The organism is Psychrobacter sp. S1-30-MNA-CIBAN-0213, from assembly GCF_040309845.1.
Taxonomy (GTDB): Bacteria; Pseudomonadota; Gammaproteobacteria; order Pseudomonadales; family Moraxellaceae; genus Psychrobacter.
In genome coordinates, this window is record NZ_JBEOPE010000010.1 from 1 (window position 1) to 19,902 (window position 19,902).

Below are 19,902 nucleotides of genomic sequence, written 5' to 3' on the forward strand. Positions count from 1 at the left end.
CTTAAACCGTTATGGCTTAACCTATCTAGCGAGCCGACTATCATATCATAATGATTTGATTTGTCAAGCTTTTATTTCGTTTCGTTTCAATAAGTTAATTGGGTTATTGTTGTGTAATAATACACTGCAATCATTGCCGTTTGTCTCATTGAGGGGCGTATTATAGACCCTTTTAACGAGGTGTCAAGCAGTAAATTATTTTATTCTAAACTGAATTAAAAGTAATTTACCTAGAAGCGTTCTCAATAAGTGGTGAACCACTTATTAAACTACCTTCCCTTCCGACTGGGACGCATTATACGCATATTTGAATGAGGGTCAAGGGGCTTTGTCTGCTATTTTAGAGATTATCTAGCCTTATTATTAATACTACTTATTTATCAGTCAGTTAGCGTCAAAAATAGTTTTACCTTTATCATAACTGGCCTTTGTTTCTTAAAATCGCTCACCTCTTCTATATAAAAGCCTTCTATATATGACACTTTTTATAGCTTGCCAATCTTTTTAAAAAATTCTTTATAGGCAGCGACTTTTTTATCTAACGCTAAAGGATAGGCGCGCGAAGTTGAAGGCAACCTATATAAGGTAAGACTATTAATATCAGTTTTTTTATTATGGTCGTTTTGCCATTGGTAAGGATAATCCATACTTTGATTGGTCTTAGGATACTTCGACTTGGCAGGTGGCTTAGCTAATAAGTTAAGTAATACCTCTGTTGCCTTGCCTCCTGTCGTAAATAAGGTCTGCACCTTTGGTACTTGTAGCAAGATATTGTCTAAATCAACAGGCGTTACAACGGTTAAGTTTTTATCCGAGGCATTGCCCGTTTCACGAATAGCTTGTTTTACTGTCGGACAAGAAGCGATACCGCGCTCGAACATAAAGTCGCGAATACGCTCAGGATCAAAGCGTTTTTCATCGCCGACTCTAAAATAATTGGCATCATCAAAAAACACGCGCCCGTAAATACGCCACATATCATTATAAAAGTTAGGATAATGAAAACTCATCGCCCATTTGTCAGCTGTCGGTGGAAAAGTTCCCATCATCATCACCGTGGCATTGGGTGGTAAAACAGGACCAAACGGATGGGTTTCTATTTTTGCTGCTGGTATCTCTAGCGTTACTGAGCTAGGAGCTGTTTCATTCTGGGTGCTTGATAGTTGTTTGGTCATAATATTCTTCATCAGAAAAGCGGTTTTTTTGGTATCATAGCAGGTCTAAACACTGCTTCACTTGTTATGGCGCTATGATAGTCAAATGTGGTCGACTTAAATAAAACTAACCTCGTTATAAATGCATTTGGCCCGCTTTATTATTAGAGTATTAAGCTTACTATTTATGGGCTAAATATAGGGTTAATGTGCAGTAAGTGTTTGTATCTTTTATACTAATAGCAATCGCAGTTACTGCGCAAGCATCAGACCAAAAACCAAGAGAATACTTATGAGCGACTTAAAAATTACTGTAATTGAGCATCCGTTAGTCCGTCATAAACTCAGCCTCATGCGCGAAAAAGACTGTAGTACTTATAAGTTCCGTACGCTAACTAAAGAACTTGCACGTTTGATGGCTTATGAGGCAAGCCGCGATTTTGAAATTGAAACGTTCCCGATGGAAGGCTGGTGTGGTGAGATCACTGGTGAGCAAATTATCGGTAAGACGGCAACGATTGTACCTATTCTACGTGCTGGTATTGGCATGTTGGACGGGGTGCTCGATTTGATTCCTACTGCAAAAATCTCTGTCGTGGGTTTGCAGCGCGACGAAGAGACCTTGCAACCAGTACCATTTTTTGAAAAATTCGTCAGCCACATGGACAAACGTCCTGCCCTTATCATTGATCCAATGTTAGCAACGGGTGGTTCGATGGTAGCGACTATTGAGATGCTAAAGAAAAATGGCTGTACCAATATTAAAGCCTTAGTGTTAGTTGCTGCACCTGAGGGCGTACGCTTGGTGAATGAAGCGCATCCTGACGTGACCATTTATACCGCCGCACTAGACAGTCATTTAGATGAGCACGGTTACATCATTCCAGGTCTTGGCGATGCAGGTGATAAAATCTTTGGTAAGCAATTATCAAATAGGTAACTATCGATTGAACCGCAGTTAAGATAGCAACTATTAAGCCAAAACAAATACTCGTCATAAAAATTATGCCACAAGCACACAGCATCAAAAGGATATGAAATGAATGTATTGATTACAGGAGCAAGCGCTGGTTTCGGTAAAGCACTGGCTGAACGTTTGGTTGCCAAAGGTCACCGTGTGATTGGCTGTGCCAGACGTATCGATAAACTTAATGCTTTGGCAGAAACTTTGGGCGATTTATTCTTACCCGTAATGATGGACGTCAGTGATACTGCCTCTATTCCGCAAATTATCGCCGATTTGCCAGATGGCTTTAGTCAAATCGATGTCTTGGTTAACAATGCTGGGCTAGCACTGGGTACAGAGCCTGCCCAAAATGCCAGCCTTGATGACTGGATGCGTATGACAGATACCAATATCAAAGGTCTGATGGCGCTGACTCATGCCGTCTTGCCAGCGATGGCCGCTCGCGATAGTGGTTATATCATTAATGTTGGCTCGATTGCAGGCAGCTGGCCTTACTTTGGCGGTAACGTTTATGGTGCTACCAAAGCTTTTGTAAAACAATTTAGTTTAAATCTACGAGCTGATTTACTAGGTACGCAAGTGCGAGTGACCAATCTTGAACCGGGTAATGTCGCTGGAACTGAGTTTTCAAATGTCCGCTATCATGGTGATGAAGATAAAGCAGCTAAGGTTTATGATGGCTTTAAAACCATGACTGGAGAAGATATTGGTGATATTTTACTTTGGCTCATAGAATCTCCTGCTCATATTAACGTTAACCGTTTAGAAGTGATGCCAGTCGCGCAAACCTATAATGGATTAACGATTGCTAAGCAAGATAGCTAAAAATTGAATCAGAAAGCCAGCCTATAATTTTTTGCAAACTCAAACTATCGACGTTTAAAGTATCAATGTTTAGATTGTCGACGTTTAAAATATCAACGCAATTCATAATAACGAAGCAATACGGCAGTGTCATTTGGCATCGCCGTATTAGTTAGCTTCTCACTACTTAAAACCTGCTCATTTACCAAACGTAAATCATGAAACTCTAATACCAATACTTCATTACGAGTGCGCTCGCTGGTGCGCTTATTATGGCGTATTGGAAATCCAACGACTTGCTTGCCAACGACTTTTATCTGATTCACAATCAAGGTTTGACTGTTTTCTCGTCCTGACTTTAGCGCATCCTGCTTAATTTTTTGAGCCCCTAAGACCGCAGTAGCAGGATTGACGGTGCTGGTAAATAATTTATCGAAGCGTGCGCTCTTGGGTATATTTCCAGCGACAAATAACACTTGTCCCAATGGTAGGTATTGAGCGTGGCGCATTAGCTCGGCACGAAACAGCGCTGGCATATCCATATTAAAATTGTCTTCAGTTTGGCTATAGAAGGCTGCAAAACTACGCTGGATATAACGTCCGAATACGGAAGCATTAATCCAATCTTGATAAGTATCGTTTGCTAATAATTGCTTGGTAAAGTCTTTTGGGTCTAAAACAAGGCCACCTGTTAGTAGCGCCATTAACAAGCTATGCGGATTGGCAAAAGTTTGCTGCTCCCATATTTGCGGATAAAGGCTATTATCCAGTCCTGATAATGTCGCTCTATTCATAAACCAACATTCCCTTTTTATTATTAAGCCATCACTTTGACGACTCTTCACTGATAGACATTTTTTATGCTATGGTCAGCCTGACTGTTTTTACTATAACAGCCTATTATCAATAATATAAAGACGTTTTGTGCTAAGCATTTTGACATTAAAATAGTTTGATAACATTAAGATGAGATGAAACCACTTCATGATAAAAAATCTGCTCACACTGCCGATGCAATACCAATTACAGACTATGAACGTCACTACTGCTAACAATATAACGCTCCCAGTCTCAGTCATCGGTAAAGGCAAACCTGTGCTCATGCTACATGCTTACGGCATGGATGCGCGTGAGTTTTTACCGTTTATCTTACCGCTCGCGGGCGAATATCAGTTCTATTTACCGCACTTTAGAGGTTTTGGAGAAGCGAAATCTATCAATTTGACGCAATTTGATTTTGTACGCCAGTATGCTGACGATATTAACGCAGTGATTGAGCAAGTTTGCCGTGAGCTAAGCATAGAGTCTCTACCTGTTGCCGCTATTTCAATGGGCGCTCAAGTGATGTGGGCATATTTTGAACGTTTTGGTATATCGCGGGTAAGTCACTATTTAAATATCGACCAAAGCCCTGCTATCCATAATCAGTCTGATTGGCAAGGTGGATTGTTCGGAGAGAAACAGCAAGAGGTGTTTGATATTTTTCATAACGTGGTCGATATGACGCTACCCTATGCCAAGATTGATAGCTTCACGCATCTGCCATTTGCTATCAAACGCCGAGTCACTGATGTCGAACGGCTATTCTCTTTACTATCAGTAAATCGCTCGCGCTCAAAAGCCATCATACAATTCTTGACTCATCAAAATGATCATCAGCTGGTGTTTTATAATCACAGTACATGGCAACACAAGATGCGCTGCTTGCAAGCTTACTTAGAGCTGCCCTACGACTTTCGGGCAGTCATAGAAAAAGTCACTATTCCAGTAGTGAACTTAATTGGTGGTCGCTCTAGATTATATGATCCCGAATGGCAGCAGAAAGTCACCTATATGCTACCTAATGCTATTGAAGTTGTTTTACCGAAGGCGGGTCATGCGGTACCAATGGACGAGCCGATTGGCTTTTATAAAGTGTTAAAGAGATTTTTGGAAGGTTAGGCACAACATTACGCTGTCACATAAAAACTCTATAATCGACACTATAACTTTACAACACGTCATAGTAATTGCTCCGATCTACTTTTATACTAAAAAGCTGACGTTTGCCTTCATTAACCAAAAACCAAATCAAAAAGGTGCGTCATTATAAAAACTTTATAATAATATCAAAAGGATCTGAGCATGCCATATGTGAAAGTTGCAACTCAAAACGAGCAACCTGTCGAACTATATTACGAAATCCAAGGTACTGGCAAACCTGTTGTGTTGATTCATGGTTGGCCATTAAGCGGACGGGCGTGGGAGTCACAACTCCCTGCACTGGTTGAGGCGGGTTATCAAGTGATTACGTATGACAGACGTGGTTTTGGGAAATCCTCCCAGCCATGGAACGGGTATGATTACGATACTTTGGCACAAGATCTAAAAGCCTTGATGGATGAGCTAGATTTAATAGATGCTACTATCGTCGGCTTCTCTATGGGCGGTGGCGAAGTGGCGCGTTATCTTGGGAAATATGGTTCAGAGCGTGTCAGTAAAGCAGTACTAGCCTCTGCTGTGCCGCCCTATTTATTTAAGGCGGATGATAATCCTGATGGTGGCTTAGAAGAGCAAGACATTCAGGAGTTTTTAGATGGTGTCAGCGGTGACCGTATTGCCTTCTTAAATGACTTTACTAAGAACTTTTTTACTCCAAAAGACGGCAAATTATTAGTTAGTAAACCATTACGTTTATATAACCGTGACATTGCTGCATTTGCCTCTGCCAAAGCTAGCTACGATTGTGTCAAAGCTTTTAGCTATACCGATTTCCGTGATGATTTAAAAGCATTTGACGTACCAACTTTGATCATTCATGGCGATGCGGATCAAATCGTACCGTTAGAAGTGAGTGGTCAGCGTTCTCACGATATGATTGCAAATAGTCAACTTCATATCATTGAAGGTGGTCCGCACGGTATTAATGTGACTCATGCAAAAGAGTTTAATGAAGCCTTAATTGCCTTTTTAGACAGCTAACTACCCTTTCAATATGCATAAAAAAGCGACCTTAAATGGTCGCTTTCTTGTTTGGTTAATTAAATATAAGGATAATTTATAAGAAAGTTTAGAATTAATCAGCCAAAGCTTTAATCATCTCAAATCTAGGTATTTCTTTACCATCTACTATGACTGTCTCAGCAAACATCGCTAACGGTCGTACCCAGACACCATATTCGCCATACAAACAGCGATAAACGACTAACGCTTCTTCCGTTTCGGAATGCTGAGCGGTATGCAAAACTTGGTAAAGACTGCCTTTATAATGGCGGTAAATGCCTTGGGGAATAACAAAAACATCTTTTAGTAAAACACCATAGTTCTCAATGTTTTTAACTTTTTTAAGTCTAACTATTTCTGCAATAACATCTTCAATTTCAATAATAGCTCCAGTATAGGCATCAAAGTAGCTAGGATAGATAATATAACTTATCGCAAATAAGGCTTCTAAAGATAGCTTTTTCTTTCGTCTTACAGTTGGTTGTCTATCGTCAGTTAACCCCCAACCTGAATAGAAAGGAGCGCCAATTGTGGTTACTTTGATACCTCTTATCAAAGCTTCAAATCCTGACAAAGATGTCATAGTATAAACATGATCTATCGTCTCTAAAGCATCTGCAAGTGGTATATCCAACTCCAGTACTTGACATATATCTCTAACTAACAAGGGGCTGGATAAATAATCTCGGTGACCATTTAAAACGTCTGGATGTACTTTATATATAATCTGCGCATCTGGATTCTCAGCGGCGGCTATTTTTACTAGCTCGTTATTAGTCAGCTTTGATATACAGCCATGCTTTATCGAAGCATCGTCTTCTACCTGACCAATTACCAATATCCGCTTACCTTTTTTCTCTCCGTAAATACCTTGCACATCAACCTTTTTTGAATGATTATACTTACTAATTCTATGCGATTTAATGGTATCTATTAGATCTTTTGCTCTTAATAACAAGTCATCGTTACATTCATAAGAATTTAATAGATTCTCTAAATCTGTTGGTTTTCCCGCATCGAAATCTGGACCAACGCTGTCTAAACAAAGAGATAAAGGAGGTTCTTTAGTTGCACCCAACCCAACCGAACGAATAAAACCATCTTCAACGAAGTACGTTTTTATATCGTTCTTTTGGATAAAATCAAATATAAAATCAGGTGCTTTATACCCCCAGATAAAGATTTGGCTTCTATCTATATTAACCATTATCTGCCAACGATATCGTCGATTAAACTGCTCTTTTGAAATAGATTTGTCGATAAATACTAAGTTATATTCTTTAAAATACTTCCTAATAATTTTTTTCCAAGTACTAAATCCTATAATATAGATAGTTGGTAGAGAGTTTGATTTTGAGTTTGAAACTAATTTAGAAAGCTCATCTGTTAACACCTCTTTATTGCGTTCAGATAGTGGTAAGCGCTTCATTAAAATATCATTAGTCGACTGGATAGGATATTTAATGAACTTTTTGATTTTTTTCATAGAAGAAAAGTCACTATTAGTTTGATAGACAGGAATTTACTTAAGATTCTTATTTATATTAACTACAAATTTTAGTGGTTGTTATTGTGTGTTGAACAGTCGACCAAAGCACTGATAAAGACTATTTTTAAATGTTTAATACGTCTTAAGCTTTTTCATCAATTCTGCTTTTACTTGTGGCCACTCAGACTTTACCAAACTATACATCGCTGTATCTGAAATAACGCCGTCACGGCAGACTCTATTGCCTCGAATGACCCCATCTTTTTTGGCGCCTAAGCGTTCAATCGCTTCTTGTGAGCGGCGATTGCCAATATCCGCGCGCCAGCCTACGGTTTGATATTCTAAGGTTTCAAATATATAGGTGAGCAGCATGAGCTTACAGGTCGTATTGACATGCGTGCGCCAATACGATTGAGCATACCAGGTATAGCCAATCTCTAAGCGTTTCGCAAAAGGCAAAATATCATGGAAGCTCGTTGAGCCAATCGCCTTACCGGTTGACTCATCAATGACGACAAAAGCTTTTCTATCGGGCATTGATTCTGCAGTATTGATGTAGTCGATGACTTTATCTGGCTCTGGTACAGAAGTCTCGTTTATTTTCCATAGTTCACCGTCTTGGCAAGCTTCGGCTAAGTCATTTGCATAACTTAATGTCAATGGCTTAAGGGTGATTCCGTTACTTGATAATGTAGGAAGGTCTAGCATATCTCTCTCCTCAAGCCATAATGAACTTATAAACTCTCTTTACCTAACTTGCCATCTTGATTAACCCACCGTCACTTTTGCATAAGCTTTTTTACCTGCTTGGATAACCGCTGTCTGCCCTGAGGTTAAGCTAAAGCTGGCGTCGACCACTTCGCCATCCACTTTTACTGCGCCACGTTTTACCATATCTTTAGCTGCTGAGTTGTTTTTGGCAAGTTCAGCTTGGTTCAGAATTTGGGTAATAAATAGTGCGTCTTGACCTTCTAAATCTAGCATTATCTCTGGTAAATCCACTGGTAATTCGCCATCAGCCAGTACGTTACCTGCAGATTTATGCGCATTGGCAGCAGCGTCCGCATCATGAAAACGCTCAATCAATTCTTCGGCTAAAATACGTTTGATTTCTTGTGGATTGCGACCATTTTCCATCTCTGCCATCAAGCTGTCGACTTCTTCCATCGGTTTAAAGCTTAAAAATTCAAAGTAGCGACGAATTAGGGTATCTGGCATGGATAGGATTTTTTGGTACATCGTGCCCGGTGCATCATAGATGCCGACATAGTTGTTCAGTGACTTAGACATTTTATTGACGCCGTCTAAGCCTTCTAAGATTGGCACCGTAATACAAACTTGCGGCTCTTGACCATAACGGCCTTGCAAAGTGCGACCCATCAAGATATTAAAGGTTTGATCGGTACCGCCAAGCTCGACGTCGGCTTTTAGCGCGATAGAGTCATAACCTTGCACCAATGGGTATAAAAACTCATGGATAGCAATTGGCGTTTGCGCCGCGTAGCGTTTAGAGAAATCATCGCGCTCAAGCATACGTGAAACGGTCAACTGGCTAGAAAGCTGAATCATATCACCCGCTGACATATCCTTGAACCATTCAGAGTTAAAGACAATCTTGGTTTTTTCTTTATCCAAAATCTTAAAGACTTGCTCAGCATAAGTTTGCGCATTGATTTGGATTTGCTCGTCGGTCAATGGTGGACGCGTAGAATTTTTACCAGAGGGATCGCCAATTTTGGCCGTATAATCACCAATTAAAAAATAAATCTCATGACCCAAATCTTGAAAGTGCTTAAGCTTATTAATCAATACCGTGTGACCTAAATGCAGATCAGGTGCGGTGGGATCAAAGCCTGCCTTAATACGTAGCGGACGGTTTAGTTTTAACTTAGCGACTAAATCTTCTTGCGATAGAATTTCTTGCGTACCGCGCTGAATAAGGGCAAGTTGTTCTTCTAAGGTGTATGAATGGTCTGTCATGATGATCTCTTTATTGTCTTTATTGAAAGATTAAATTGTTTGAACTATTTAGAATCTGATAGCCATCAAAAGATGTTAGAATTTGACAGATATACTAGCGTTTTTTAAGGGAAATTGCCATGACCAACCCCGCATCGATTGCTGATACTAATGATACTACTTATTCAAATATGAATTTTGATAATGGTTTAGACAATACTTTAGACAATGGTTTAGAAAGTATTGATGACTTAAATTATGCCACATTGACCGATGCGCTGGAGCAAACGGTGTTTGAAAGCTTCGATGATGGTTTATACATCGGTATGATGTCGGGCACTAGCTTAGATGGTATGGACGCTGTTCTTTGTCAATTTAATGACAATGTTAATAGTGATGATCTTAATAATGATGACGACACGCCGCAACCCATGCGTTTATTGGCGACTTGTAGCCAGAATTTTCCACCACGTCTCCGTGAAGTGTTATTGGCCTTATGTCAGCCTAATGGTGTCCAAGAATTAACGCCAACAGCTGATGAACCAAACAGCGAGTTAGACTGGTTCGGTTGGGCAAGCAAAGAGTACGGTGAGTTTGCAAGCGACGTGGTCAATACCTTGTTGCAGCAGTCAAATACAGATAGTGAGTCCGTGCTAGCGATTGGCTGTCATGGTCAAACCGTGCGCCATCGCCCGCAAATGGGCTTTACGTTGCAATTAGTCGATGCCAATATCATCGCTGAGCGTACTGGCATTAGCGTCGTGAGTGATTTTCGTCGCCGTGATATGGCGGTCGGTGGTCAAGGTGCGCCTTTGGTCCCTGCTTTTCATCAAGCATTATTTGCCACGCCTGACTGTACCCGCATTTTATTAAACTTGGGTGGTATTGCTAATATCACCGTCTTGCCAGCGCTTACTAGTGACCTTTCAAACAATCAACAAGCAGATAGCGTTGTTGGTTATGATACGGGCCCTGCTAACTTATTATTAGATGCGTGGACGGCATTGCATACCGATAATGATTATGATGCTGGCGGTGCATGGGCACAATCTGGACAAGTCGTTGAGCCGCTACTTAATCAGCTGATAGAGCATCCATTTTTTGCACGGTCTTACCCTAAGAGTACAGGTCGTGAAGATTTTAACTTAGCTTGGTTACAGGACGAACTACAAAAATTCGATCAGGCTTCTGCCCATATTCGTTATTCATCCGCTGATGTACAAGCAACCTTGACCGAGCTGACGGCCATTAGTGCTAGTGCGCAAATTAACATGTTTATACAAGCTCATGAAAATAGTTCGGTGTATGTCTGCGGTGGCGGTGCGCTGAATGATTATTTGATGACACGCTTACAAGCACATCTCCCCCATTGCATAGTAGAGACTACTGCAAGCCTAGGACTTAACCCCGCTTGGGTAGAGGCGGTTGCTTTTGCTTGGCTGGCAAGGCAGACACTCATAGGTGAAACAGGTAACTTGCCAGCCGTTACTGGCGCAAGTAAAGGCGTTGTTTTGGGACAAGTGTGTTTTGCTTAATCATTAACATTATTATTGAATTTGTATAGTATTTAAGCGTGCAATCAATAGCAATATAGTGGCATATTACTCTAGCGTCACTATTCTATGAACTATTAAGTTTACAGACGTGCACTTATGTGCTTTATAATGGCTGTCAAAATAGTAAGATAACGCTATAAATAATATAGAACTATTCCTCAATAGCCATACAATATAAGCAAGTCCATCCCTTTAGGACCGCAAGTACAGGATATATCTCATGAGCCAAAATAGCAGTTCATCGACACCGCAACATACCAATACTGCACCAAAACTGCGTCATAAACCACCTCATTATGAGCGTTCTGATGAGATGCGTGTCGTCGTCACGGGTATGGGTGCCGTTACCCCGCTAGGAGTGGATATCGAAAGCACATGGAAACGACTGCTCAACGGCGAAAGCGGCATTACCTCAATCTTACATTTCGATGCGACTGACTATCGCGCCCAAATCGCAGGCGTGATTAAAGACTTCGACACTAAGCAATATATGAGCCCCAAAGACGCACGCCGCTATGATGCATTTATGCACTATGGTGTAGCTGCTACTGCAATGGCACTTAAAGATGCAGGCTTCATTGAAGCAATCAGCGCAGAGGACACTCCGGTACAGAATGTCGACCAAGAGCGCTTCGGTGTCATCTTAGGATCAGGCATTGGTGGTATTCAAACTATTGAAGATAGCTGCGCCATGCTAAATGCAAGAGGTGCTAAAAAAGTATCACCATTTGTCGTTCCAGGCTCTATTGCCAATATGGCAGCTGGCCTAGTAGCTATCAAACACAAACTTAAAGGTCCCAATCTTGCGACTGCAACGGCATGTACTACAGGTACGCATGCTATCGGTTTGGCTGCACGCCTAATCGCTTATGGTGATGCTGATGTCATGATTGCAGGTGGTAGCGAGAGAGGCTCGAGCCCATTAGGTATGGCAGGCTTCGCGGCTATGCATGCGCTCTCTACCCGCAATGATGAGCCGACCAAAGCATCACGTCCATTCGATAAAGATCGTGATGGTTTTGTGATGGGTGACGGCGCAGGCGTATTGGTACTGGAAAGCCTTGCTCACGCCAAGGCACGCGGTGCAACCATACTGGCTGAAGTTGTCGGCTTTGGTATGAGTGACGATGCCAGCCATATCACGGCGCCACCTGAAGATGGTAATGGTGCTGCACGCGCTATGCAAAGTGCCCTTAATGACGCAGGTATTGATCCATCACGCGTTGGCTATGTCAACGCCCATGGTACTAGTACGCCTGCTGGAGATGTCGCTGAATCCATCGCGATTGAGACCGTATTTGCTTCAGTCAAAGACAGCATCTTGGTTAGCTCAACCAAATCTATGACTGGGCACTTATTAGGCGCAGCTGGTGGTGTTGAAGCTATCTTTACGATACTTGCTTTGCAGAATCAGCATGTACCGCCGACGATTAATCTAGACAATGTCGAGGACAACTGCAATTTAGACTATGTGGCCAATAAATCACGTAAAGTTGAAAATCTTGATTACGCTGTATCTAATAGCTTTGGTTTTGGCGGCACCAATGGTTCATTGATTTTTGCACGTTGGTCATAGTTATCATAGTTATTGAGCCTAAGTTGAATCATAATTAAGCTATAAAAGTGAATAATGCTATCAATGTAACGTTGGTAGCAGATTTGCTACGTTTGTCCCCTTGCAGCCCCTTATCATAGTTGCGTATGATAAGGGGTAATTTTTAGAAAATTTATGGAAGAGTCTATGTCAAGCTATTCGTTTTCGCATCAATTTTATCAGCGGTGGACCCGTGCGCCAGAGCAGATACGCGCTGCCATTGTCCAAGAATTAACGGATATTACTACTCTGCTGCAAACAGACACTCCTTTTGAAAGTTTTACCTTTAGTCTGCCTGATTTAGACGCGCACCTTGATGAGTTATATAGTGTGCATGAAGCAGAGCAAGCGGCTGCAAAAGAGCTTGCCGATAAGCAGGCGGAACAACGTGCCGCTGCTGAACAACAACGCTTAGCAGAAGAGAAAAAAGCCACAGAAGAAAAAGCACGTGCTGCAGCAAAAGTTGAGCGTGAAGAAGCTAAGCGCCAAGAAGAAAAGCTGCAGATAGATCGAGCGCAAAAAGAGCAAGCACAAAAGCAACAAGCGCAAAAAGAAGAGCGTGCAGCACAACTAGAAACCGATAAAAATAACCGTGCTAAAGTAGCGCAAGATACAAATGCAGCAGCTACTACCAATGATAATCCTGACACTGGTACTAATGTTAGCGTTACAGACAATGAGAAAAATAGCGCTGATGGTAGTATTCATCCTAACAACCATACAGAACATACTATTGTGAAGCCTAAAAAAGGTGCAGCAATTGATTTGTCATTTAAGGATCCAGAGTTAAGTGCTGCCCATGAGACCTTAATTCATGAGCTAGAGATGCACGTAGATGATTACCTCAGTGAGCAAATGATGCAAATGTCTGAGGACTTAAAATCATGGTTACGTGCCGAAGTTAGTCATCAACTAGCTGGTATTACAGAAAAAAACCAAGCTGTCGAAGATATTATTCAAAGAAACATTGCTAAGAAGAACTAGCTTTTGAAAGGGCTTAGCATTTATTGATTATTGTATTTATTACTGATTTTCTAAGTACCTTAAAAAGCTTTAACACAAAAAAATCCCCGTAAATAATTTACGGGGATTTTTCTATTTTAGGGCGGGATATGCATTCGTAGATACAAGCTTTTATTTTTAAATGGCTTGTGTACGCTCGGTCAACCATTCAAGTGCCGCGCCATCAACGCGATCTTTTAGCTCAGCAAAGACTTGGCTATGATAGTCGTTTAACCAATCTATCTCTACCTGATCCAACAATGAAGACTCAATCAAACGAGTATCAATTGGGCAGTAAGTGATGGTTTCAAAGTTTAAGAATTTACCAAACTCAGTTTCAGTCGGACTCGCAACTGACATATTTACCACCAAGTTTTCAATACGAATACCCCACTTACCTTCGCGGTATAGACCTGGTTCATTACTGGATATCATGCCTTCTTTCATCGCGCGCTCTTTTGGCGTACTGGCACTATAGGCGATGACTTGCGGGCCTTCATGGACGTTTAAGAAGTAACCAACGCCATGCCCTGTACCATGACCATAATCCATCTGTGCTTGCCATAATGGCGCACGACAAATCGCATCAATTAGTGGCGAGGCAATACCATCAGGGAAGCTTGCACGCGCTAAAGCAATATGGGCTTTGAGTACCGTGGTAAAGTCGCGTTTGTGCTCGCTGCTTACTTGGCCAATACCGACCACGCGAGTGATATCGGTGGTGCCGTTTTGATATTGAGCGCCTGAGTCAATCAGCAATAATCCACCTTCGCCCTCAGCGACGTCAAGGTAGCTAAACTTTTCTGGTGTCGCACGGTAATGCGGCAACGCACCATTTTCATTAAATCCTGCAATGGTTGGAAAACTTGGCGATACATAATGTGGCTGCTGACTACGTACCTCAATCAGCATACTATCAACGTCCAGCTCACTTAAGCGTTCACCATCTGCTAAGCGCTTCTCAAATGTGGCAAAGAATTCACTTAATGCGGCTCCATCTTGACGCATGGCTTCACGTACATGATCGATATCTGAGTCAGATTTAACAGATTTTAGCAAAGTGCTCGGTGCCATTTGCTCGATAAAGCCTACATCGTCCGCCATTTTTGATAGCGTACCCACTGCGACTTTACTTGGATCTAACAATAGCAAGTCATCTGGCGTCAGCGCACTCAATGCATCTTGTACTGCATCATAATCAGCAAGCGTTATACCGCTATCTTTTAGGGCTTTTTCAATATCGCTACTGACTTTATTATTATCAACAAACAATGTCGCTTTGTCTGCACTAATCAGCATATGCGCTAAAAACACAGGATTATAATCGACGTCAGCGCCGCGTAAGTTGGTCAACCATGCAATGTCATCTAAGCTAGAAAGCAGGTGATACGTTGCGCTTGCATCGCCCATACTGGCACGCACGGCAGCAAGTTTTGAGGTAGCAGACTGGGCGAGAAACTGCTCATCGTGAGCATATAACTCTGCTGATGGTAGCGCTGGACGATCGCTCCATATGTCTGTCAATACATCACGCTCAGTGATTAAAGTAATGTCGTTGGCATCAAAAGCGTCTAGTAACTTATCTTGCTCAGCGATAGATAGCACATTACCATCGACTGCTACGCTATCACCTTCTTGCAAGTGCTCGGCGAGCCAATCGATATGATTTGGCTGGCCTGGAGCAAGCTTCTCTAAGCTGATACCTGTACCTTCTAGCTGATCAGCTGCGTGCACCCAATAGCGACTATCAGTCCATAGGCCGGCAAAATCAGCCGTAACGACGAGCGTACCGACTGAGCCTGTAAACCCTGACAACCACAAACGTGATTGCCAATATTCTGGTAAGTACTCAGATAAATGTGGATCAGCAGATGGCACAATAATCGCGGTAAGGTCTTGGGCAGCTAAGCTTTTACGTAAGCTATCGATACGATCATGAATGGTTTGTTTATTCATTAAATGCTTCCTTATTGGTTTTAGAGAAGTTTTATCGTGAGGCGGCTATGATTAGTCGTCTTATTCGAGCGGGTAAAGTTGCTTTAAAGTTTAATTAAATAATCAGTATTTGAATCAGCCACATTCAATATGTTTGAGAATTAAAATGTTGTAAAAAGTCAGATACCAAATATATGAGGCCAACTATTATTTCAGCAGAATAGTATTAAAGCAGAACATCATTAGATGTTTGGGCAGAAAGTAGGCTTTCAATAGCCTGAGGCAAATATCTCACCAAGTGAAACAATAAAACGTGCTACCAGTAATGGTAACACGTCTCATCATCTGTCATTGACTTGTGCGGTACACTTGCTCAACGACTTATTAAAAACCCTATTAATTAGCTGACTTTATCGGCACGCTCACTTTTTTGTAGCATGTTATTAATAGGCTTCGCTAATACCAATAATAAGGCAGCAGTAACAACCAATAAAATCGTCATCGTCGTAAATAGATCTGGTAAGCCTTCAATCTTATCAGCTGAAACGTTGCCACCGAAAAATGCGGCAACCAAATTACCCATGGCTAAAGAAGCAAAGAAAAGTCCCATCATCTGACCTTGCATGCCTTTTGGTGCAAGCTTAGTCATTGAAGACAGACCTACAGGACTAAGTGCCAGTTCGCCAAGCGTTAGTAACAGCAAACTACCTACCAACCATAAAGGTGATGCCAACCCGCTATCATTAGTCAAAATGCTTTTAGATGCCACAATCATTAAGCCAAAACCTGCGGCGGCAAGTAACATACCGAGAGCAAATTTCACCATACTACTAGGCTCAACGCCTCTATTACCAAGCTTAACCCATACAATACTAATAATTGGCGCTAAGAGAAGAATAAATAAAGGGTTGAGCGATTGAAACCAAATACTCGGTATCTCAAAACCTAAAACGTTGAGATCAGTATAGCGATCGGCAAACAAGTTAAAAGACGTCGGCTGCTGCTCAAAGCTTGACCAAAACAGCGTCGAGCCGATAATTAAAATAAAGCAAATTAACAAACGGAGCTTATCGGTTTTATCAAGCCTAGGTGAAATGAACATAATAGCAAAATAAAGTATCACCACACCTGCGATGATATAGGTCATATACTCAGCCACCATTTGAGGCTGAAACGGCATCATACCTGTAGAGACCAAAATGACGATTGTGGCTAGTAAAGCTAAGAATCCTGCGACCCAGCGACCGACGTTTTTATGGCGATCATTGGCATGTTCCCACTCAGCCGTGATACCTTTTGCTCGTGCATAGCGTGTTAAAGTTTTTTGGGCAGAAAAACGGTATATGAGCAATGATACTAGCATGCCCAGACCACCGACACCGAAACCAACATGCCACATGCCTTTTTCTTTGAACACCCCAACGATAAGCGCGGCTAATAATGCACCAATATTGATACCCATATAGAATAAAGTAAAGCCACTATCACGGCGTACATCACCCTTAGAATACAACGCACCGACCATCACTGAAATACAAGTTTTGAATAAGCCTGAGCCCAAAACAATACACATTAGACCGACGAAAAATAATGTCATACCAAACATAGCGGAAAGCGCAATACACAAGTGACCAAGGGCAATAATAATACTACCCCACCACAGGGCACGCTCTTGACCCAGCCAATTATCAGCTAGCCAGCCGCCTGGCACTGCTGCCAAGTATAAAGAGCCAGCAAAAATGCCGTAGATAGCAGAAGCGGTTACCTCATCAAAGCCAAAACCACCGCTGCCTACCGTTGCCACCATAAAAAGTACTAATAGCGGGCGAATACTATAATAAGAGAACCGTTCCCACATTTCAGTAAAGAACAATGGACGTAATGGCTGAGGGTGTCCCATAAATCCATTATCTAGTGCTTCTAGCTCAGCGGTATTAACCTCTGATTGTGTCTCCGTTCTCATAAATTTATTCCTTTAACACACTACTATAGAGATGACCAAGCCCTTCATTATTGAGACGGACGGTCGTAAATGCGCGTTATTGTTTCATTAGATTATCAGTATGTAAAGGGAAAGATTGTTTACTATTTGAACAAATGCCTACGAAAACTTGACAAAAAAAAGCACCAACCTATTAAAAATAATAGGTCGGTGCTTTTATACAAGCTTGATAATTAGAAGCTAATCGTGTTGCTTATAAATACTATTAAGTAATGATATTCGCTTACTGTGCAGCTGCGGTATTGTCAGCAGTACCAGCATCTAAATCACCATCAGCCTGTTCTGCAGTCAAATCAGTATCTTCGACTGCGGCTTGACTAACTGTACCAGAAGCAGTTGCAGTACCAGCTTCAGCGCTAACCACTGCACCACTTGTATCTTCTGCAGGTGTTACTGTTGCATCAGCAGGCGTTTCAGTAGTTGCGGCAGCATCGCTATCAGCACCTGCTGGAGCAGCTACCTCTGCAGTGTCAGCTGGGTCTGCATCTTCAGCGGCAATCGCTTCTGCTTCATCAGCCGCTGCCGAAGCCTCAGTAGTTTCAGCCGTGATGTGCTCTCCTGCTGGACGCAAGAATGCTGAAATACCAATAAGTAAGACAATACCTAAAAACAAGGCAATGCCACCTAGAGCATACATAAACTCTTTTTTTGGATTGTTGTTGACGATATCTTCTGACATACCTTATCCACCTTGCACAAAATATTTAAAATTTTAGCCTATTATATCGCAATTTATACCAATGTGTTCAAACCCTTAACTATTTAAAGGAATTATTATTTAGTACATGCCAATTAAGCTATGATAATGACGTTCCTATTTACCAAGCTGAGCGCGAGTGGTTGAGCGCTTACCTAGATAGCTCAATAGTAATAACAGTGCCATGATAAACAAAATAGGGTAATTACCAAGACTCATAAACGGAGTGTTACCAACCCGTGCCTGAATATCACCGCGTAATACTGTGCGCTCAAACTGCGGCGCCCGCTCGACAATACGGCCTTTATGATCAATGATAGCGGTAACGCCAGTGTTAGTTGCGCGCATAAACCAGCGACCATTCTCAAGCGCGCGCATCTGTACCATTTGCAGATGTTGCAGTGGGCCTGCTGAAGTACCAAACCAAGCATCGTTTGAGATAGTTAATAAAAAGTCAGTACCGATTGCATTTTTACGAGTGGTATCAGGGTAAGCAACTTCATAACAAACTGCCGCGCCTAAATTATGCCCACGCACACGTAACGGTGATTGCTGATCACTACCGCGACTATAGCTCATGATATCTTGGCTGCCAGCGAGATTGGGCAAGATATCTAGCAAGCCTTCAAAGGGAATATACTCACCAAATGGCACTAGACGCTGTTTTTTATACAAGCCTTCTGCCTCAGCACCCAAGGCAATAACACTATTATAGAATGGTGGATACTTATCGGTACTGGCATCAAATGCTGCTTCATCTTTATAAGGAATACCGGTCACCCATGTGGTATCAGTAGCATTAGCCATTTTTACCATTTCACTGATAAAGCCAACTGCCTCTGTCTGGAACATAGGGATTGAAGATTCAGGCCAGAGCACGATATCGCGCCCCCACTCAGTGCTGGTTAAGGTTGCATAAATCTTGAGAGTTTCCACTTGATACTCGGTCAACCATTTGAGGTCTTGTGGAATATTACCTTGAATTAATGATACTGATAAATCAGGCGTGCCTTTAGGTTTCGTCCACTGCGGATTGATTAGCCATAGTGCAGTGCTGATAACCAACAGTGCTACAGAGGCGATGGCATAACCTGCGCGGCGACGCAAAAGCTCCACTATACTGGCTGCTAATAATACTGCGACGAAAGAGACGGCAAATACACCAGCGACGGGCGCAAGTGAAGACAACCAATACTGCTCAGTAAAGGCGTAGCCAACGAACAACCACGGAAAACCCGTGAACAGCCACGTTTTCATCCACTCTTGTAGTATCCAAAGAGCTGCAAAGGATAATGGCTGCTTGCCAACCACCCGATTAAATATCAAGGCTAAAAAGCCATGAAATAACCCCATCCCTAGGCCCATCAGCGCAATCATAATTAACGCAAGCCATACAGGCGTCGCACCATAAACGTGAATAGAGGTATATAGCCAAAACGCACCAACACACCACAGCCCCGTACCATATGCTTGACCGATAATAAATGCGCGCTTGCCAGTCATATCCGGCAATAATAGTGCATACAAAATAGCAGGTGAAACCAGTGCTAGTGGCCAGATACCATAAGGCGCGAGTGCAAATATAAATATCGCACCTGCAAGCCAAGCAATCAAAATAGTTAACCCTAGCGATAGGCGTTTAGGCTTAGTAGGATTCAAACGCTTTTGTAAATCAACAGTAGACAGGCGCATAGCAATTATCCAGAATCTTATTATTCAAAACATTAAGTTTGAGGCTTCTTTTTTAACAGTAACCTTTTT

The 19,902-nt window shown here is 41.9% G+C and carries 16 protein-coding genes and 1 pseudogene; 7 read left to right on the forward strand and 10 right to left on the reverse strand.

Annotated elements, in window-relative coordinates:
- Positions 1-485: 485 nt before the first annotated feature.
- A complete protein-coding gene (locus tag AAEY87_RS10035) occupies positions 486-1,052 on the reverse strand; it encodes a DNA glycosylase (RefSeq protein ID WP_350657126.1) in 567 nt (188 codons plus the stop codon).
- A 394-nt stretch (positions 1,053-1,446) separates the two neighbouring features.
- Here AAEY87_RS10035 and upp point away from each other — a divergent pair, with 394 nt between their 5' ends.
- Positions 1,447-2,094: a uracil phosphoribosyltransferase gene (gene upp, locus AAEY87_RS10040; protein ID WP_068038182.1), complete on the forward strand. Its 648-nt coding sequence runs from the start codon at positions 1,447-1,449 to the stop codon at positions 2,092-2,094.
- 99 nt (positions 2,095-2,193) lie between these two features.
- Positions 2,194-2,946, forward strand: a complete 753-nt coding sequence (locus tag AAEY87_RS10045) for an SDR family NAD(P)-dependent oxidoreductase (RefSeq protein WP_350657072.1) — start codon at positions 2,194-2,196, stop codon at positions 2,944-2,946.
- 92 nt (positions 2,947-3,038) lie between these two features.
- Here AAEY87_RS10045 and AAEY87_RS10050 read toward each other — a convergent pair whose 3' ends face one another.
- Positions 3,039-3,719, reverse strand: coding sequence for a hypothetical protein (locus tag AAEY87_RS10050; RefSeq protein ID WP_350657073.1), 681 nt, complete (start codon positions 3,717-3,719; stop codon positions 3,039-3,041).
- Between the two features lie 190 nt (positions 3,720-3,909).
- On the opposite strand from AAEY87_RS10050, the gene AAEY87_RS10055 reads away from it, so the two are divergent.
- Together AAEY87_RS10055 and AAEY87_RS10060 are read left to right on the forward strand one after the other, a co-directional pair.
- Positions 3,910-4,866, forward strand: a complete 957-nt coding sequence (locus AAEY87_RS10055; RefSeq protein ID WP_068329604.1) for an alpha/beta fold hydrolase — start codon at positions 3,910-3,912, stop codon at positions 4,864-4,866.
- A gap of 183 nt (positions 4,867-5,049) precedes the next feature.
- Positions 5,050-5,886 carry an alpha/beta fold hydrolase gene (locus AAEY87_RS10060; RefSeq protein WP_350657074.1) on the forward strand — a complete coding sequence of 279 codons (837 nt, stop codon included), beginning with the start codon at positions 5,050-5,052 and terminating at the stop codon, positions 5,884-5,886.
- Positions 5,887-5,980: 94 nt separating this feature from the next.
- Here AAEY87_RS10060 and AAEY87_RS10065 read toward each other — a convergent pair whose 3' ends face one another.
- The 4 genes and pseudogenes from AAEY87_RS10065 to tyrS form a co-directional block, all read right to left on the reverse strand.
- Positions 5,981-6,196: a DUF1653 domain-containing protein gene (locus AAEY87_RS10065; RefSeq protein ID WP_228138952.1), complete on the reverse strand. Its 216-nt coding sequence runs from the start codon at positions 6,194-6,196 to the stop codon at positions 5,981-5,983.
- A 153-nt stretch (positions 6,197-6,349) separates the two neighbouring features.
- Positions 6,350-7,393: pseudogene (locus tag AAEY87_RS10070) on the reverse strand (capsular polysaccharide export protein, LipB/KpsS family); the annotation flags it as partial.
- 135 nt (positions 7,394-7,528) lie between these two features.
- Positions 7,529-8,104, reverse strand: a complete 576-nt coding sequence (locus AAEY87_RS10075; RefSeq protein ID WP_068329609.1) for a GNAT family N-acetyltransferase — start codon at positions 8,102-8,104, stop codon at positions 7,529-7,531.
- A gap of 60 nt (positions 8,105-8,164) precedes the next feature.
- The gene (gene tyrS / locus AAEY87_RS10080; protein ID WP_068329612.1) at positions 8,165-9,376 is read right to left on the reverse strand and encodes a tyrosine--tRNA ligase; all 1,212 of its coding nucleotides are present in this window, start codon (positions 9,374-9,376) and stop codon (positions 8,165-8,167) included.
- Between the two features lie 119 nt (positions 9,377-9,495).
- Between tyrS and AAEY87_RS10085 the strand changes: the two genes are divergently transcribed.
- From AAEY87_RS10085 to AAEY87_RS10095, 3 genes are all read left to right on the forward strand, one after another.
- Complete coding sequence (locus tag AAEY87_RS10085; RefSeq protein WP_068329614.1) at positions 9,496-10,890, forward strand: anhydro-N-acetylmuramic acid kinase; 1,395 nt, start codon at positions 9,496-9,498, stop codon at positions 10,888-10,890.
- Positions 10,891-11,131: 241 nt separating this feature from the next.
- Complete coding sequence (fabF, locus tag AAEY87_RS10090) at positions 11,132-12,487, forward strand: beta-ketoacyl-ACP synthase II (protein WP_350657075.1); 1,356 nt, start codon at positions 11,132-11,134, stop codon at positions 12,485-12,487.
- A gap of 165 nt (positions 12,488-12,652) precedes the next feature.
- The gene (locus AAEY87_RS10095; RefSeq protein ID WP_350657077.1) at positions 12,653-13,489 is read left to right on the forward strand and encodes a cell envelope integrity TolA family protein; all 837 of its coding nucleotides are present in this window, start codon (positions 12,653-12,655) and stop codon (positions 13,487-13,489) included.
- A gap of 156 nt (positions 13,490-13,645) precedes the next feature.
- On the opposite strand, the gene AAEY87_RS10100 is transcribed toward AAEY87_RS10095, so the two are convergent.
- The 4 genes from AAEY87_RS10100 to lnt all read right to left on the reverse strand — a co-directional run bounded on the left by AAEY87_RS10100 (position 13,646) and on the right by lnt (position 19,833).
- Positions 13,646-15,463 carry an aminopeptidase P family protein gene (locus tag AAEY87_RS10100; protein WP_350657078.1) on the reverse strand — a complete coding sequence of 606 codons (1,818 nt, stop codon included), beginning with the start codon at positions 15,461-15,463 and terminating at the stop codon, positions 13,646-13,648.
- A 379-nt stretch (positions 15,464-15,842) separates the two neighbouring features.
- A complete protein-coding gene (locus AAEY87_RS10105) occupies positions 15,843-17,405 on the reverse strand; it encodes a peptide MFS transporter (RefSeq protein ID WP_068329622.1) in 1,563 nt (520 codons plus the stop codon).
- Positions 17,406-17,667: 262 nt separating this feature from the next.
- The gene (locus AAEY87_RS10110; protein ID WP_350657079.1) at positions 17,668-18,123 is read right to left on the reverse strand and encodes a hypothetical protein; all 456 of its coding nucleotides are present in this window, start codon (positions 18,121-18,123) and stop codon (positions 17,668-17,670) included.
- Positions 18,124-18,258: 135 nt separating this feature from the next.
- Positions 18,259-19,833 carry an apolipoprotein N-acyltransferase gene (gene lnt / locus AAEY87_RS10115; protein ID WP_068038224.1) on the reverse strand — a complete coding sequence of 525 codons (1,575 nt, stop codon included), beginning with the start codon at positions 19,831-19,833 and terminating at the stop codon, positions 18,259-18,261.
- Positions 19,834-19,902 lie beyond the last annotated feature (69 nt).

Bases quoted from the DNA above. Each gene is read 5' to 3' on its own strand.
- AAEY87_RS10100 (WP_350657078.1), bottom strand. From the start codon at position 15,463: ATGAATAAACAAACCATTCATGATCGTATCGATAGCTTACGTAAAAGC.
- AAEY87_RS10075 (WP_068329609.1), bottom strand. From the start codon at position 8,104: ATGCTAGACCTTCCTACATTATCAAGTAACGGAATCACCCTTAAGCCA.
- AAEY87_RS10035 (WP_350657126.1), bottom strand. From the start codon at position 1,052: ATGATGATGGGAACTTTTCCACCGACAGCTGACAAATGGGCGATGAGT.
- tyrS (WP_068329612.1), bottom strand. From the start codon at position 9,376: ATGACAGACCATTCATACACCTTAGAAGAACAACTTGCCCTTATTCAG.
- upp (WP_068038182.1), top strand. From the start codon at position 1,447: ATGAGCGACTTAAAAATTACTGTAATTGAGCATCCGTTAGTCCGTCAT.
- AAEY87_RS10085 (WP_068329614.1), top strand. From the start codon at position 9,496: ATGACCAACCCCGCATCGATTGCTGATACTAATGATACTACTTATTCA.
- AAEY87_RS10060 (WP_350657074.1), top strand. From the start codon at position 5,050: ATGCCATATGTGAAAGTTGCAACTCAAAACGAGCAACCTGTCGAACTA.
- fabF (WP_350657075.1), top strand. From the start codon at position 11,132: ATGAGCCAAAATAGCAGTTCATCGACACCGCAACATACCAATACTGCA.
- AAEY87_RS10095 (WP_350657077.1), top strand. From the start codon at position 12,653: ATGTCAAGCTATTCGTTTTCGCATCAATTTTATCAGCGGTGGACCCGT.
- AAEY87_RS10045 (WP_350657072.1), top strand. From the start codon at position 2,194: ATGAATGTATTGATTACAGGAGCAAGCGCTGGTTTCGGTAAAGCACTG.
- AAEY87_RS10055 (WP_068329604.1), top strand. From the start codon at position 3,910: ATGATAAAAAATCTGCTCACACTGCCGATGCAATACCAATTACAGACT.
- AAEY87_RS10050 (WP_350657073.1), bottom strand. From the start codon at position 3,719: ATGAATAGAGCGACATTATCAGGACTGGATAATAGCCTTTATCCGCAA.
- lnt (WP_068038224.1), bottom strand. From the start codon at position 19,833: ATGCGCCTGTCTACTGTTGATTTACAAAAGCGTTTGAATCCTACTAAG.
- AAEY87_RS10110 (WP_350657079.1), bottom strand. From the start codon at position 18,123: ATGTCAGAAGATATCGTCAACAACAATCCAAAAAAAGAGTTTATGTAT.
- AAEY87_RS10105 (WP_068329622.1), bottom strand. From the start codon at position 17,405: ATGAGAACGGAGACACAATCAGAGGTTAATACCGCTGAGCTAGAAGCA.